The organism is Sphingomonas sp. AC449 (assembly GCF_979253475.1).
Window position 1 is genome coordinate 120,255 of sequence record NZ_CEEDCZ010000002.1, and the last position, 14,799, is coordinate 135,053.

Annotated in this window: 16 protein-coding genes; 10 read left to right on the plus strand and 6 right to left on the minus strand. The window is 67.5% G+C overall.

Going from position 1 to position 14,799, the window contains the following annotated elements:
- Nucleotides 1-97 precede the first annotated feature (97 nt).
- From ctrA to AC0CH3_RS04185, 3 genes are all read right to left on the minus strand, one after another.
- Entirely contained in the window at nt 98-799 is a 702-nt protein-coding gene (ctrA, locus tag AC0CH3_RS04175) for a response regulator transcription factor CtrA (RefSeq protein ID WP_056020911.1), read from the minus strand.
- A gap of 196 nt (nt 800-995) precedes the next feature.
- The gene (gene zwf / locus AC0CH3_RS04180; RefSeq protein ID WP_354302138.1) at nt 996-2,495 is read right to left on the minus strand and encodes a glucose-6-phosphate dehydrogenase; all 1,500 of its coding nucleotides are present in this window, start codon (nt 2,493-2,495) and stop codon (nt 996-998) included.
- 129 nt (nt 2,496-2,624) lie between these two features.
- Complete coding sequence (locus AC0CH3_RS04185) at nt 2,625-3,518, minus strand: LysR family transcriptional regulator (RefSeq protein ID WP_056020917.1); 894 nt, start codon at nt 3,516-3,518, stop codon at nt 2,625-2,627.
- A 117-nt stretch (nt 3,519-3,635) separates the two neighbouring features.
- Here AC0CH3_RS04185 and AC0CH3_RS04190 point away from each other — a divergent pair, with 117 nt between their 5' ends.
- A complete protein-coding gene (locus AC0CH3_RS04190) occupies nt 3,636-4,376 on the plus strand; it encodes a pirin family protein (protein ID WP_354302139.1) in 741 nt (246 codons plus the stop codon).
- Nucleotides 4,377-4,427: 51 nt separating this feature from the next.
- Nucleotides 4,428-5,027, plus strand: a complete 600-nt coding sequence (gene wrbA, locus AC0CH3_RS04195) for an NAD(P)H:quinone oxidoreductase (RefSeq protein WP_056020922.1) — start codon at nt 4,428-4,430, stop codon at nt 5,025-5,027.
- A gap of 42 nt (nt 5,028-5,069) precedes the next feature.
- On the opposite strand, the gene AC0CH3_RS04200 is transcribed toward wrbA, so the two are convergent.
- The gene (locus tag AC0CH3_RS04200) at nt 5,070-5,822 is read right to left on the minus strand and encodes a M15 family metallopeptidase (protein ID WP_354302141.1); all 753 of its coding nucleotides are present in this window, start codon (nt 5,820-5,822) and stop codon (nt 5,070-5,072) included.
- Between the two features lie 46 nt (nt 5,823-5,868).
- On the opposite strand from AC0CH3_RS04200, the gene AC0CH3_RS04205 reads away from it, so the two are divergent.
- The 4 genes from AC0CH3_RS04205 (at nt 5,869) to AC0CH3_RS04220 (ending at nt 9,057) form a co-directional block, all read left to right on the plus strand.
- On the plus strand, nt 5,869-6,585 hold the full coding sequence (locus tag AC0CH3_RS04205; protein WP_056020928.1) for an RluA family pseudouridine synthase: 717 nt from the start codon (nt 5,869-5,871) through the stop codon (nt 6,583-6,585).
- A complete protein-coding gene (gene arfB / locus AC0CH3_RS04210; protein ID WP_056020931.1) occupies nt 6,578-6,991 on the plus strand; it encodes an alternative ribosome rescue aminoacyl-tRNA hydrolase ArfB in 414 nt (137 codons plus the stop codon). The genes AC0CH3_RS04205 and arfB overlap by 8 nt, the downstream gene beginning before the upstream one ends.
- Before the next feature lie 160 nt (nt 6,992-7,151).
- Nucleotides 7,152-7,634 (plus strand): GAF domain-containing protein, encoded by a 483-nt coding sequence (locus tag AC0CH3_RS04215; RefSeq protein WP_354302144.1) that lies wholly within the window; start codon nt 7,152-7,154, stop codon nt 7,632-7,634.
- A 133-nt stretch (nt 7,635-7,767) separates the two neighbouring features.
- Entirely contained in the window at nt 7,768-9,057 is a 1,290-nt protein-coding gene (locus AC0CH3_RS04220; protein WP_354302146.1) for an RcnB family protein, read from the plus strand.
- Nucleotides 9,058-9,084: 27 nt separating this feature from the next.
- Here AC0CH3_RS04220 and AC0CH3_RS04225 read toward each other — a convergent pair whose 3' ends face one another.
- Both AC0CH3_RS04225 and AC0CH3_RS04230 read right to left on the minus strand, forming a co-directional pair.
- Nucleotides 9,085-10,377 (minus strand): M20/M25/M40 family metallo-hydrolase, encoded by a 1,293-nt coding sequence (locus AC0CH3_RS04225; RefSeq protein WP_354302148.1) that lies wholly within the window; start codon nt 10,375-10,377, stop codon nt 9,085-9,087.
- A gap of 282 nt (nt 10,378-10,659) precedes the next feature.
- The gene (locus AC0CH3_RS04230) at nt 10,660-11,115 is read right to left on the minus strand and encodes a universal stress protein (protein ID WP_354302150.1); all 456 of its coding nucleotides are present in this window, start codon (nt 11,113-11,115) and stop codon (nt 10,660-10,662) included.
- A 138-nt stretch (nt 11,116-11,253) separates the two neighbouring features.
- Between AC0CH3_RS04230 and AC0CH3_RS04235 the strand changes: the two genes are divergently transcribed.
- The 4 genes from AC0CH3_RS04235 (at nt 11,254) to lpdA (ending at nt 14,746) form a co-directional block, all read left to right on the plus strand.
- Entirely contained in the window at nt 11,254-12,621 is a 1,368-nt protein-coding gene (locus AC0CH3_RS04235) for a pyruvate dehydrogenase complex dihydrolipoamide acetyltransferase (protein ID WP_354302152.1), read from the plus strand.
- Between the two features lie 111 nt (nt 12,622-12,732).
- Nucleotides 12,733-12,945, plus strand: coding sequence for a hypothetical protein (locus AC0CH3_RS04240; protein ID WP_354302154.1), 213 nt, complete (start codon nt 12,733-12,735; stop codon nt 12,943-12,945).
- 44 nt (nt 12,946-12,989) lie between these two features.
- Nucleotides 12,990-13,331, plus strand: coding sequence for an acyl-CoA thioesterase (locus AC0CH3_RS04245; RefSeq protein WP_333997048.1), 342 nt, complete (start codon nt 12,990-12,992; stop codon nt 13,329-13,331).
- 20 nt (nt 13,332-13,351) lie between these two features.
- The gene (gene lpdA, locus AC0CH3_RS04250; RefSeq protein WP_354302156.1) at nt 13,352-14,746 is read left to right on the plus strand and encodes a dihydrolipoyl dehydrogenase; all 1,395 of its coding nucleotides are present in this window, start codon (nt 13,352-13,354) and stop codon (nt 14,744-14,746) included.
- Nucleotides 14,747-14,799: the final 53 nt, after the last annotated feature.

Here is a 14,799-nt window from a genome sequence, read left to right on the forward strand (position 1 = left end):
CAGCGCGCCGCCGGCATCGGGGCCTGAGAGCATCGACATGAAAAGGACCGCGGCGCCCCTGGCTCCGCGGTCCTTTTCATTGTCCGTCGATGGCGCGTCAGGCGACCTGGGTTTCGACCAGTTCGTCGGGCTCGCGCAGGACATAGCCGCGGCCCCAGACGGTCTCGATATAGTTCTCGCCGTCGCAGGCCAGGCTGAGCTTCTTGCGCAGCTTGCAGATGAAGACGTCAATGATCTTCAGTTCGGGCTCGTCCATCCCGCCATACAGGTGGTTGAGGAACATTTCCTTGGTGAGCGTCGTGCCCTTGCGCAGCGAGAGAAGCTCGAGCATCGCATATTCCTTGCCGGTCAGGTGGACGCGGCTGCCGTCGACCTCGACCGTCTTGGCGTCGAGATTGACCGCGAGCTTGCCCGTGCGGATGACCGACTGGCTGTGCCCCTTCGAGCGACGGACGACGGCGTGGATACGCGCGATCAGTTCCTCGCGGTGGAACGGCTTGGTGACGTAATCGTCGGCACCGAACCCGAAGCTGCGGACCTTCGAGTCCATCTCGTTGACGCCCGACAGGATCAGCACCGGGGTCGCGACGCGCGCCACGCGCAGACGTTTCAGAACGTCGTAGCCGTGCATGTCCGGCAAATTCAGGTCGAGCAGGATGATGTCGTAATCATATAGTTTGCCCAGATCGAGGCCTTCTTCACCGAGGTCGGTGATGTAGACGTTGAATCCTTCGGTCGTGAGCATGAGCTCGATCGCCTTGGCGGTGGTCGGTTCGTCCTCGATCAACAGCACGCGCATGGGTCGTTCCCCGTTTACGAACGCGACAGCCCCTGCTCCGCTATTCGCCTTGATTCATTAACCAAACAACATCTGAAGGCAAAAGGTTAATTTCGACTTAAGTGCGTAAGGTCGCTGTGTTTTTGCACGAATACGACAAGTTTCGCGCGGAAGCGTGCGACCTGCACGTAAAGACTTCGCGCCGATTTATGGACCATCACGGCGTAGTATTTCCGGCAGGCGCGAGGGAATGCCAGTGAAATCCGTCGCGTTCGAGCAGGGCGTCGGCGGAGTCCGGACCCAGGCTTCCCGCGGGATACGGGTCGGGCGCGCCATCTTCTGCCCATATGTCGAGGAACGGCTGAACCGCGGCCCAGCCTGCCTCGATCGCGTCGGCGCGCTGGAACAGCGTCTGGTCGCCGGCGAACAGATCGTGGATCAGCGATTCATATCCCGTCATCGCGCCGATATCGAACCGATCCGCATAGCGGAAATCGAGCGCGATCGGCGCGGTGTCGACTTCGAGCCCGGGGCGCTTGATGTTGATGTCCATGCTCAGGCCCTCGTCGGGCTGGATCTGGATGATCAGCCGGTTGGGGGGCAGCATTTCGGCAGCGGTCTTGTGGAACTGCGCGAAGGGGACGGGCTTGAACGTGATGACGACCTCGGTGTCGCGAATCGCCATCGCCTTGCCCGTCCGCAGGTAGAAGGGCACACCCGCCCAGCGCCATGTGTCGACCATGAGCTTGAGCGCGACATAGGTTTCGGTCGTGCTGTCGGTGGCGATATCGGGCGACTCGGTAAAGCCGGCGACGTCGCGCTCGCCGATCCGCCCGTGCGTATAGACACCCCGGACGCCGTTGCGGCGGGCCTTGGTCGGCGTGTAACGCCGGACCGCCTTCAGCACCTTGCCCTTCTCGTTGCGCACCGCTTCGGCGTCGAAGCTCGCGGGCGGTTCCATCGCGACCATCGCCAGCAGCTGGAACAGGTGGTTGGGCACCATGTCGCGCAGCGCACCCGTGGCATCGTAGAAGCGGCCGCGCGTGCCGACGTCGACGGTCTCGGCGGCGGTGATCTGGACATGGGCGATACAGTCCGCGTTCCAGACACGCTCGATCATCATGTTCGCAAAGCGCGCGGTCATGATGTTCTGGACGGTTTCCTTGCCGAGGAAATGGTCGATCCGGTACACCTGCGTCTCGGCGACCTTGGCGAGGATGCGCGCGTTGAGCGCCTGCGCGGATGCGAGATCGTGGCCGAACGGCTTCTCGATCGCGATACGGCGGAACGCGTTGCGCTGCTCCCTGGTCAGGTCGTGATCGGCGAGCTTGTCGACGATGTCGCCGAAGAACTTGGCCGGGACCGCCAGATAGAACGCGGCATTGCCCGACACGCGCGCCTTGATCTGGTCGTAGACCGCGTCCTGCGTGAAATCGCCCTGAATATAATGGATGTGCTGTTGCAGCTTCGACCATGCTTCGTCCTGGTCGGGCGTGGCATGGCTGCCGGCCTGCTGGCGGAAATCGCTGAGCGCGCCACGCAACGCGGCGTCATCGCCGGGCTCGATGCCGATCCCCAGTACGGAAAAGTCCGCCCCCAGCATGCCCAGCCGGGTCATGTTGGTCAGCGCGGGCATCAGGAGGCGGCGCGTCAGGTCTCCCATCGCGCCGAAGATCACGAGCGTCGTCGGCGGGGCAGGGGCTATCGGTACGGTCATGCGGTCACGGTCCGGAACAGCGGCTGTACGGGCATCGGTTTCCTTTCACGATCTATGTTGCAAGTGCCCGGCACGCCGCATTGTTCCCCCGTCAGCCGATCGCAGCGGCACGAACGATCGCCCGGCGGATCAGCCCGGGTCGCGCAGCCTAGCGCCGAGAAACGCGATCAGCGTCTCGACGCGCGCAGGACGCAAGGGGCTGGGCGGGGTGAGCAGATGGAGGCCGATCGGCGCGGGCGCCCAGTCGTCGAGGATCGTCACTAATGCCCCCGACGCGAGATGCGCGTCGATGATGAAATCGGGCAGGCGCGCGATGCCAAGCCCCGCGATCAGCGCCGGAACCACCGCCTCTCCGCTGTTCGCGGTCAGCGGTCCCTGCAGACGCACCGACACGTCGGCACCACCCGGGCCATGAAAGCGCCACGGCCCAACGACGTTCGAATAGCCGATCAGCCGGTGCTCGCCGAGTTGCCCCGGGTGCGTCGGCGTTCCGTTGGTAGCGAGATAGGCGGGTGCTGCGACGATATGCGTCTGGATCGTGCACAATCGCCGCGCGCGCAGCGAACTGTCGGGCAGTTCGGCGATGCGGAGCGCGACGTCGAACCCCTCCGCGACGATGTCGACGCGCGCATCGGACAGATGCAGGTCGATCTCGATCCCCGGATGCGCGAGCAGGAATTCCGCGAGCAGCGGCGCGACGTTGGTGATGCCGAAGCTCATCGGCGCGGCCAGCCGGACGCGCCCCGTCGGCGCGGTGGCGGCATCGTTCGCCGATTCCTCGGCAAGCCGGGCTTCGGCGAGGATGCGTGCGGCATGCTCGGCAAGCGGCTTGCCCGCTTCCGTCAGCGCGAGGCGGCGCGACGTGCGATGGAACAGCGACTGGCCCAGATGCGCCTCGAGACGCGTGATCGCCTTGGACACCGTCGCCTTGCTCAACCCGATCGCATCCGCGGCGGCGCTGAACGAACGATGCTCGACGACGCTGGCGAAGATCGCCCAGGCTTCGAGATCGGGCAGGCGCATGGACGGGCTCTCCGCTGCAAAGCGCTAAAGCTAGCGACCGAAACGATTGGTTTCCAGCGTTTCTATTTACGGCGTGATCGCATCGCCTATCTTGGTGCCAACAGGTGGAGACATGCAATGACCACGACTCTCGGCACTTCCCGCGCGACCGCCCCCGTCAAGGCGGAGCGTCGCGCGTTTGAAAGTCTTGGCCACGCCGATCACGGCTGGCTCAAGGCGCGGCATCATTTTTCGTTCGCGAATTACTACGACCCCGCCCGGATGGGCTGGGGCGCAATCCGCGTCTGGAACGACGACGAGATCGGCGCGCAGTCGGGTTTTCCGCCGCATCCGCATCAGGACATGGAGATTATCACCTATGTCCGCAGCGGCGCGATCACGCACCAGGATTCGCTCGGCAACAAGGGGCGTACCGAGGCGGGCGACGTCCAGGTGATGAGCGCCGGATCGGGCGTGCGGCATGCCGAGTATAATCTCGAGCCGGAGACGACGACGATCTTCCAGATCTGGATCGAACCAAGCCGCAAGGGCGGTTCGCCGAGCTGGGGCGCCAAGCCGTTCCCGAAGGGCGAGCGGTCGGGGCAGTTCGTGACGCTGGCCAGCGGCTTTGCCGACGATGCCGACGCGCTGCCGATCCGTGCGAACGCGCGGGTGCTCGCGGCGACGCTGAAGGCCGGCGACAGCGTCGATTATGCGATCGGCGACGGACGCCACGTCTATCTGGTGCCCGCAACGGGCGCGATCACGATCGACGACCAAAGCTATGCCGCGCGCGATGGCGCGGCGCTTTCGGGCGGCCAGACGGTGACGATCACGGCTCAAGACGACGCCGAGATCGTTCTGGTGGACTCGGAATAACACTCCGCCCTTCCAAACGCGGAAGGGCATCTCACGCGAAGGATAGTCTGCATGACCAAGGTTCTCGTCCTCTATTACTCGTCCTACGGCCATATCGAGCAGATGGCGGATGCCGTCGCCGAGGGTGCGCGCGCCGGCGGGGCCGACGTCGATATCCGTCGCGTGGCGGAAACCGCGCCGAAGGCCGTCGTCGAGTCCGCGCATTTCAAGACCGACAGCGCGCATGCCGAAATCGAGGGCCCCGACGCGCTGAAGGACTATGACGCGATCATCGTCGGCGCGCCCACGCGGTTCGGCCGGATGCCCGCGCAGATGGCATCGTTCTGGGATACGACCGGCGGGCTGTGGTTCTCGGGCGCACTGGTCGGCAAGGTCGGCGGCGCGTTCACCTCGACCGCGAGCCAGCATGGCGGGCAGGAGACGACCTTGTTCTCGATCCTGACCAACCTGCTCCATCACGGCATGACGATCGTCGGGCTCGATTACGGCTTCCAGGCGCAGATGGGTGTCGACGAGGTCAAGGGCGGCTCGCCGTACGGCGCGACGACGATCTCAGATGGCGACGGTAGCCGCATGCCGAGCAGCGTCGAGCTCGACGGCGCGCGCTATCAGGGCAAGCGGATTGCCGAGACGGCCGCCAAGCTCAAGTAAGACGAGCTCGACGAACCGATGGCGAAAGCGCCGCAGCCGCGATCAGCGTCTGCGGCGCTTTTTCTTTGGATCGATCGCCGGGGCCGCAATCACGGGAATCGGCGGCGCCGCGGTGAAGCGGACGACGATCGGCTGGATGCCGGGGTCGGCCGGATAGAGGCTTCGGGCCTTGGCGAAGACGAAACGCGCCCTGGCAGCCCCGGGGGCGTCGCCGCTGGTCCCCACCCAGCGCCAGTGCCACGGCTCCCATTTGACGTTCTGCTTGTTGCCGCCGGGAAAGCTCTGCTCGAACCCGAAGCGGGGCGCGTTGGCCCGAAGCCAGCGCGCGGCCGGGGTGGCGGCCATGCACGCCTCGGCATCGGGGCAGCCATTGGCGGGACGCACCGCAAAGTCGAGCGCATAGCCCGTCGAATGCTCGCTATAGCCGGGCGGCGCGACCGAGATCGCGCGATCGGAGGCATCGGCGCCCGACTCGCGACAAAAGACGCTGCGTTGCCGGGCGATCGAGCGCTGGCAGGACAGTCCGCGGATCTGGCCCATGACGGCGGGATCGTTCTGCGCCGCTGCGATGAGGCGGAGCAGGTCGGGCAGGATGTCGCGACGGACGATGCATGGCTGCCCGATCGTGAATTCGGCCGGAGTCGCGACGAGTTCGTCGAGCGGCGCGTCCCCGTAGGGAAGATGCCCGAAGGCGCGCCCGTCGGCGGCGATCGCGGCGCTTTGTCCGGCGCAAAGCTGCGCCTCGGCGACGGCTGGAACGACGAGCGCCGCCAGCAGGAGTGTGCAACGCAACATGATGCAGGCTCTGGCATGCGGGCGCCGATACTGGCAAGGGCGGGCAATGCATGGTGAACGCGTACTCTTCCTCGACGGCGAGGCCCTGGTGATCGACAAGCCCGCAGGGCTGCCGGTCGATCCCCCTCGTGACGGCTCGCTCAGCCTCGAAAACCATCTCGAAAGCCTGAAGTTCGGCTTTCAGCGCTGGCCGATGGCGGTCCACCGCCTCGATCGCGACACGAGCGGCTGTCTGCTCCTGTCGCGCAATCCCAAGGCGCATGCGCGGTTGCAGCAGGCGTTCGAGCAGGGGCTGGTATCGAAACGCTATCTCGCGGTGCTCGACGGCGTGCCGGCAGAGGAGAGCGGTCTGATCGACATTCCGCTCGGCAAGGTCAGCACCGCCGCGGAGGGCTGGCGGATGGTCGAGGATCCCAAGGGCAAGGCGGCGCGGACGGGCTGGCGCGTGCTGGCGAGTCGCGACGGGCGATCGCTGGTCGAGTTCATCCCGCAGACGGGGCGGACTCACCAGATCCGCGTCCATGCGGCGCTGGGCCTGGGTGCGGCGGTGGTCGGCGATCCCGTCTATGGCCGCAAGGACCCGCTGGGCATGATGCTCCACGCGCAGAAGCTCGTCGTGCCACGCGCGGGCAAGCCCGACGTCATCGGCGTGGCGCCGTTGCCCGAGCGGTTCGCGGTCGCCGGGTTCGATGCCGAGCCCGAGTCACCCGACGCACCCGCTCCGGTCGTCGCGGAGACCGACGCCGAATCCGACAATGGCTGAATTGCCCGGCGCTTCCCTGTTCGAGGGGGCGATCGAGGAGCGGTTCCTGGCGGCGTCCGGGCCTGGCGGGCAGAACGTCAACAAGGTTGCGACCGCGTGCCAGCTGCGCGTCGACGTCTTCGCGCTTGGTCTGCATCCCGAGACGTACCGCCGGCTGAAGATCGCGGCGGGCAGCCGGATGACTGCGAGCGGCGTTCTGGTCGTGACCGCGCGGCGCTTCCGCACGCAGGAGGCCAACCGCGCCGATGCGCGCGAGCGGGTGCTGGAGCTGATCGCACAGGCGGAGCAGCGCGAGGCGCGGCGCGTGAAGACCAAGCCGTCCAAGGCGGCCAAGGCCCGGCGGGTGGATACGAAGAAGGTGCGCAGTTCGGTCAAGGCGGGGCGGGGCCGCGTCCGCGAGGATTGAGCCGGCGTCTGACTGACCGCTGCGATCGATCGGTGCGCGTGTACGGATCGATCGGGTTCCACGGCCTTTTGCAAAGCATCGTTTCCGCGGGCGCCGGTTGGCGCGGCGGTCGCCCCGCTCTAGATGCGCATCCACAGGACGCGGTGATTGAAAGGCGATCATGTACCAGTTCGATATTTCCGGTGGCTCGAAGGCCGAATTGTACCGCGACCTGCTCGCCGCGCTCGACGCGTTGACGCATGACGAGCGCGATGCGGTCGCGAACATGGCGAATGCCGCAGCGCTGATCTGGGAATATCTGCCCGACCTGAACTGGGCCGGGTTCTACCGCGCGGTCGACGGCGAACTGGTGCTGGGGCCGTTCCAGGGCAAGGTCGCCTGCATCCGGATCGCGATGGGCAAGGGCGTGTGCGGCACCGCTGCGGCGGAGCGCACGACGCAACTGGTCGAGGACGTGCACGCGTTCCCCGGGCACATTGCCTGCGACGCGGCCAGCCGGTCCGAACTGGTGGTGCCGATCGTCATCGACGGGCGACTGATCGGCGTGCTCGATCTCGACAGTCCCGAGCCGGCGCGGTTCGATCGCGAGGATGCGGCAGGCTGTGAGAAGCTCGTCGCGCTGCTGGCGTCGCGGATGGCCTGAGCGGCTGGACCACCGCGCGGTGCTCCGAATCGGGACTGTCTCGTTGCTGGCAGGTCGGTCACCGCTTTGGTATCCAGCGCAGACCGCGTGGCCGAGATGCGGCGGGGGTGACGGGCGCAGGGAGAGCGAGACGATGCGGAACAGGGTGATTGCAGGCGTCGGACTGGCGTTCGCCGCGATGGGCAGCCTCGCCGTGGCCCAGCAGCCGCCAGGCACGACCTATCGCGCGCCGGGTGCGAGGCCCGCGGCCGTGGCCCGCCCGGTTGCGCCGCCTGTCGGCACCCGCCCGGCTGCCGCGCCGCGCCTCGTCCAGTCCGCGACGCCGACCGCCGCAACGCCGCGCCGTGCGCGCTGGGGCAGCAAGGTCGGCGGGCGCTGGTGGGCCGGTGCCAACGCCCCTGGCGGCTGGAACAGCTACCGCCGACCGACGCGCGGTTCGGCGTTGCCGCCCTATTGGATCGCGCCGCGGTTCGCGGTCAACGACTGGTCCAGCTATGCGTTGCCGCAACCACCGCAGGGTTATGCCTGGACGCGCTATTACGACGATGCGGTCCTCATCGACAGTCGCGGATCGGTGTACGACACGATGGGTGGGCTCGACTGGGACCGGGTCGACCGGCCCGTGCGCCCCGGTGTCGACTATGCGCAGGTCGACCGGACGACTTCGGCGACCGCCCGGCCGGCCTATCCCGCGCCGCGCATCGCGGCCCCACGCGGGCTGCAGGGCGACGACCGCGTCACGATGTCCCCGCCACCGCGGCGTGACACGGGCGCGGGCGGCGCCGTCGCGGGCGCCGCGGTGGGTGGTCTGGCCGGCAACGTCATCGCGGGGCGTGGCAACCGGCTGGGCGGGACGCTGATCGGCGCGGGCGTCGGCGCGGCGGCGGGCTATGCCATCGACAAGGCCGAGGACCGTGGCCGTCCCGCGCCGCCGCCCTTGCCGCCGCGACGTGGTGGTCCGGACCATCGCGACCGGGATGCCGGTCGGGTCTATGCGGGTGCCGTGGACGGCGGGCGCGGCTTTGACGGTCCCCGGTACGATGATCCCGACTACGACGGCCCGCGCGCCAGCGATCGGTATTTCGACGGGCGTGGCTATGACGATCTTCGCTATGATGGGCCGGGCTATGACGATCCGGGCTACGAAGACCGCCCGGTTTATGTCGATGGCCGTGCAGGCCTCGCGGGTGGGCGTTGGGTGTCGCCCGACGGCATGACGACCGTGACGACGACGGGAGGGGCCTATCCCTCGGTCCGGCGTTATCCGGGCGGGTCGTCGACGACGGTGGTGATCCAGTCGGCGCCGGTCACGACGACCACGACGACGACCGAATACATCACCGAGCCGGTCCGCTACACGACGCATGGCCCCCGCACGACACGCACCAAGACGCGGTACGTGAAGTCGCGCGCCACCAGATAGGCGGCGCGCGGGGACGCTCGACCGCGACTAGCGGCGGCGTTCGCGGCCGGCGAAGGTCACGGTGCTCTCGCTGCCGTCCGCGCTCAGGGCAGACACACCGACGAAGTGATCGTCGACGGGGGTCTGTTGGAGCAGCGTCTCGGTGGCGGTGACATCCCGCGTGTCCTTCCAGTCCTGCGTATCGTTGCGCCGCCAGCGGACGCGGTAGCCTGCAGCACCCGGCACTGCGGCCCATTTCACCTGCGTGTCGCGCGACAGCGCGCCGGCGATCGTCACGTCGGCGGGCGCGGCGGGCGCGGCGGCGAGGCGCGCGAGCGTCGCGACGTTGATCGCGGTCACCTTGGCGAGATACGGGAAATCCATCCCGGCGATCGTGTCGCCATACTCGACCCCGTTCTCGGTGCGCAGATCCTGGTGCTGGCGATCCCAGTTCTCGGCGGCGACGGAGAAGCGCACTGCCGGATAGCCGAGCTTGAGAAACGGCTCGTGATCGCCGCCGCGGCCGAACCGGTCGGGGCGACGGTCGAGCATCACGTCGAGCCCGCCGGGGATCGTCTGCGCGATGCCGTCGATCGTCTTGGCAAGTGCGCGGCTGGGGCCGTCGTCCTCGCCGCCCTCGGCACGGCGGCCGATCTGCGCGGCGAGATCCTCGGACGCGCGGATGCCCTCGGAGAAGACCCGGACGCTCGACGCCATGCGCACGCCGCCCTGGCCGACCGTGTTGCCGACAATGTCGTTGTTGAGCATCGCGCTGACCGCCCAGCCGCGCGCCTTGGCGGTGTCGGCGAGCAGTTCGGCGCCCCACAGCCCCTGCTCCTCGCCCGAGAAGACCGCGTAGACGATCGTCGCATCGAACGTCCGCGTCGACAGCGCGCGTGCCGCCTCGAGCACCAGCGCGACGCCCGAGGCATTGTCGTTCGCACCCGGCGCATCGCTCGTCACGTTCATGACGTCGGTCACGCGGCTGTCGATATGCGCGCCGACGATGATGACGCGGTTCGGGTCGCGGCCCTTCTGGATGCCGAGCACGTCCTCGACATAGACGCCGGTCGGTGCGCGCGGACCCGAGACGGTGCGCCCGATCCGTTCGACGGTGATGCAGCCGCCACAGCCGCGACCGATCTCGGTAAAGCGCGCCGCGGCCCAGCTGCGCGCGGCACCGATGCCACGCTTCGGATCGGTGGTCGTGGAGGCGGTGTGGCGCGTACCGAACCCGACCATCGCGGTCACATCGGCCTTGAGGCGGGCGGCGGAGGGCGCGGGAAGCGCGGCGGCGGCTGCGGCGAGCAGCGGGAGGGCGAGGATTGGCATCGCCGCCATCGTGGCGGCTTCGGGCGGGGAGCTCAAGCGGGGAGTGTGGGATTTGCGTGGTTTAGCGTCTCATCTCCGTCACGTGCCGCCGTTACCTCCCACCGCCGCCATCCCCCACCGCCGTCATCCTGACGAAAGTCAGGATCCAGGGTTCCGATGGTGGCGCCTGTGGCTCTGGATCCTGACTTTCGTCAGGATGACGGGTCTTCGGGATGACGGGTCTTCGGGATGACGGGGTCGTTCGGCGACACGGGGTCGTCAGGATGACGAGGTCGTAAGGATGACGCGCCGTCAGCTCAGGCGGTCGATCGCCTCGCTCGTCAGCGATCCCGGGATGATCATCACCGGCACCGGCAGCGCGCCCGCGTCGGTGCCCGAGAAATGCGCGATCAGGTCGCCCGGTGCACCGCTCGCGGCCGCACCGAGGACGAGTGCGGCGATGTCCGGGTTGGCGGCGATCATCTCGCGGATGATCTTGGGGCCTTCGCCCTCGCGGACGGTGATCGACGGCCGCAGGTCGGATTCGTCGATCAGCGTCCCTGCCGCAGCCGCGACGAGACCCTCGGCATGCAGCCGCGCCTCCTCCTCGATCGTCGCCTGGACACCGCCAAAGGCGATGAATTCCTGCGGCGGGATCAGCGTGAGGATCTCGACGCCGCCGCCGGTCTTCACCGCACGGCGCGCGGCGAAGCGCAATGCGATCCCCGCTTCGGGCGATTCGTCGATCACCACCAGATAGACGCGCATCTCGTTTCCCCTCCCGTTTTCGCGCTCTTGGTGACGTGCGGATGCGGTTCGCGCAAGGGGATGACACCGCCGCGGGGTTGACCCGGAGGGGCGGGGGCGCGAGTAGGCGTGCCGTTACGTAACGCCCTGGGGAAATCCATGTCGATCGAGATCAAAATGCCTGCCCTGTCGCCGACCATGGAGGAGGGCACCCTCGCCAAATGGCTGGTGAAGGAAGGCGACACCGTGAAGTCCGGCGACATCATGGCCGAGATCGAGACCGACAAGGCCACGATGGAGTTCGAGGCGGTCGATGAAGGCGTGATCGCGAAGATCCTCGTCGCCGAGGCGAGCGACAATGTGAAGGTCGGTACTGTCATCGCGATCCTCGCCGAGGAAGGCGAGGACGCATCGTCGATCGAGGCGCCGACCAAGAGCGAAACGCCTGCGCCCGCCGCCAAGGAATCCGAGAGCAAGCCCGATCCCAAGGATCCGAACGATACCGGCAGCGAGGCAAAGCCCGTGTCGCGGACGGCGGAGACGGCGGAGGATCATGGGCGCCCAGCCGATGCTGGTGCCGCACCTGCGCCCACGCCCGCGCCCGCTGCTGCCAGCGGCGATCGTGTGAAGGCGAGCCCGCTCGCGCGTCGCCTTGCCGCCGACAAGGGCATCGACCTTGGCGCGGTGTCCGGTTCGGGGCCGAAGGGTCGCATCGTCAAGGCCGACGTTGACAGTGCAAAGCCGGGCGCGGCGCCCGCCGCGAAGACCGAAGCCGCTGCGCCGACCGCGTCCGCTGCCGCCCCGGCGCCTGCCGCCAAGCCAGCGACCGTGCCGGACATCCCGCACGAGGCGACCAAGCTCAGCAACGTGCGCAAGACGATCGCGCGTCGCCTGACCGAGTCGAAGCAGACCGTTCCGCACATCTACCTGACCGTGAACATCCGTCTCGACGCGCTGCTCAAGCTGCGCGGCGAGCTGAACACGAGCCTCGAGTCGCGCGGCGTGAAGCTGTCGGTCAACGATCTGCTGGTCAAGGCGCAGGCCGTCGCGCTGATGCAGGTCCCGACCTGCAACGTGATGTTCACGCCCGACCAGCTGATCTCCTTCCAGCGTGCCGACATTTCGGTTGCGGTCAGCACGCCATCGGGGCTGATCACGCCGATCATCGTCGGCGCGGACACCGCCTCGCTGTCGTCGATCTCGACGCAGATGAAGGACCTCGCCGCGCGCGCACGCGACGGCAAGCTGAAGCCCGAGGAATATCAGGGCGGCACCGCCTCGATCAGCAACATGGGGATGTTCGGCATCACGCAGTTCGATGCGGTCATCAACCCGCCCCAGGCGATGATCCTCGCGGTCGGCGCGGGCGAGAAGCGTCCGTACGTCGTCGGCGACGAGCTTACCGTGGCGACCGTGATGTCGGCGACCGGCAGCTTCGATCACCGTGCGATCGACGGCGCGGACGGTGCGCAGTTCATGAAGGCGTTCAAGCATCTGGTCGAGAACCCGCTGGGCATGCTGGCGTAAGACCGTGACCGCTGTGGCCCCTCTCCCGTTCGCCCTGAGCGAAGTCGAAGGGCATGAGTCCCATGTGCCTCGACTTCGCTCGGCACGAACGGGGTTGGGCCGGCGCGCGTCATGACCAGGACGGCCATCGAGATCCTGCACATCCTCGCCGGGCTGGCGGTCGCGGTCGCGATCACATGGGCGGCGGCCTGGTCCTATCCGCTCGGGCAGGACGTGATCTGGTGGTGTGGCGCGGCGGCGATGGTCGTGACCGTGATCATGGGGATCGGGCCGCTGCGGCAGGCCCGCCTGCGCGACAGGCAGGCAGACGGGCGCGAGGCGTGAGCGAGCTGCCACCCGAGAAGGCGCCGACGATCCGCGTCACCGCGATGCCCGCCGACGCCAATCCGTACGGCGACATCTTCGGCGGATGGCTGATGGGGCAGATGGATCTTGCCGCCGGATCGGTCGCGTCGCGGCGCAGCGGCGGTCGTGCGGTCACGATCGCGGCGGACGCGATGAAGTTCCACATGCCCGTCATCGTCGGCGACGAGGTATCGGTCTATGCGGAGCTCATCGCGGTCGGCCGTACGTCGATGACGATCGAGGTCGAGGCCTGGCGCCGTGCGCGCCACAGCAACGACAGCTGCAAGGTCACGCAGGCGCGTTTCATTTTCGTGGCGGTCGGCGACGACCGCAAACCGCGGCCCGTGCCGCCGGCAAATTCCTGATTCAATGAAGGACTCTATTCATGGCTGACACCTTTGATCTGGTCATCCTGGGTTCGGGCCCGGGCGGTTATGTCGCGGCGATCCGCGCGAGCCAGCTCGGCCTGAAGGTCGCGATCGTCGAGCGCGAGCGCCTCGGCGGCATCTGCCTCAACTGGGGCTGCATCCCGACCAAGGCGCTGCTGCGCACGTCGGAAATCTATCACTACATGCAGAATGCCGAGAGCTATGGCCTGAAAGCGGACAATGTCGGGTTCGACCTCGCCAAGGTCGTCGACCGCAGCCGCAAGGTCGCAGGGCAGCTGAACGCGGGCGTGAAGGGCCTGATGAAGAAGAACAAGGTGACCGTCGTCGAAGGCGTCGGCACCGTGACCGCAAAAGGCAGGCTGAGCGTCAAGCAGGGCAACAAGACCGTCGAGCTCGAAGCCAAGACCATCATCGTCGCGACCGGCGCGCGCGCGCGCGACCTGCCGTTCGCCAAGGCCGACGGGAAGACGATCTGGACCTATCGCCACGCGATGGTGCCGACCGAGATGCCGACCAAGCTGCTGGTCATTGGCTCCGGCGCGATCGGCGTCGAGTTCGCGAGCTTCTACAACGACATGGGCGCCGACGTGACGATCGTCGAGATGCTCCCGCGGATCCTGCCGGTCGAGGACGAGGAAGTCTCCGCCTTCATGGACAAGGCGCTGACCAAGCAGGGCATCAAGCTGCTCACCGGCACCGGCCTCGAAGGTCTGGCGCCATCGGGCAGCGGCGTCACCGCGAAGATCAAGCACAAGGACGGCAAGGTCGTCGAGGAGACGTTCAGCCACGCGATCGTCGCGATCGGCATCGTCCCCAACACCGAGAATATCGGGCTGGAAGCGCTCGGTGTCGAAACCGACCGCGGGCACATCAAGACCGACGGCTATGGCCGCACCAATGTCGACGGCATCTGGGCGATCGGCGACGTCACCGGCGCGCCGTGGCTCGCGCACAAGGCGAGCCATGAGGGCATCATCGCGGTCGAGAAGATCGCGGGCGGGTCGCCGCACCAGATGGACAAGGCGAACATCCCCGGCTGCACCTATTCGCGCCCGCAGGTTGCGAGCGTCGGCATGACCGAGGCGAAGGCCAAGGAAGCCGGCTACGAGCTCAAGGTCGGCAAATTCCCGTTCATCGGCAACGGCAAGGCGATCGCGCTCGGCGAGGCCGAGGGGTTCGTGAAGACGGTGTTCGACGCGAAGACCGGCGAGTTGCTCGGCGCACACATGGTCGGTGCGGAAGTGACCGAGCTGATCCAGGGCTATGTCGTCGCGCGGCAGCTCGAGACGACCGAGGCCGAGCTGATGGAGACGGTGTTCGCGCACCCGACGCTCAGCGAGATGATGCACGAGAGCGTGCTCGCCGCCTATGGCCGCGCGATCCACTACTAGACGGTTCGCGGTTGCAGGACGGTCGGGACCGGCGGCGGCAACGCCGGGTCCCG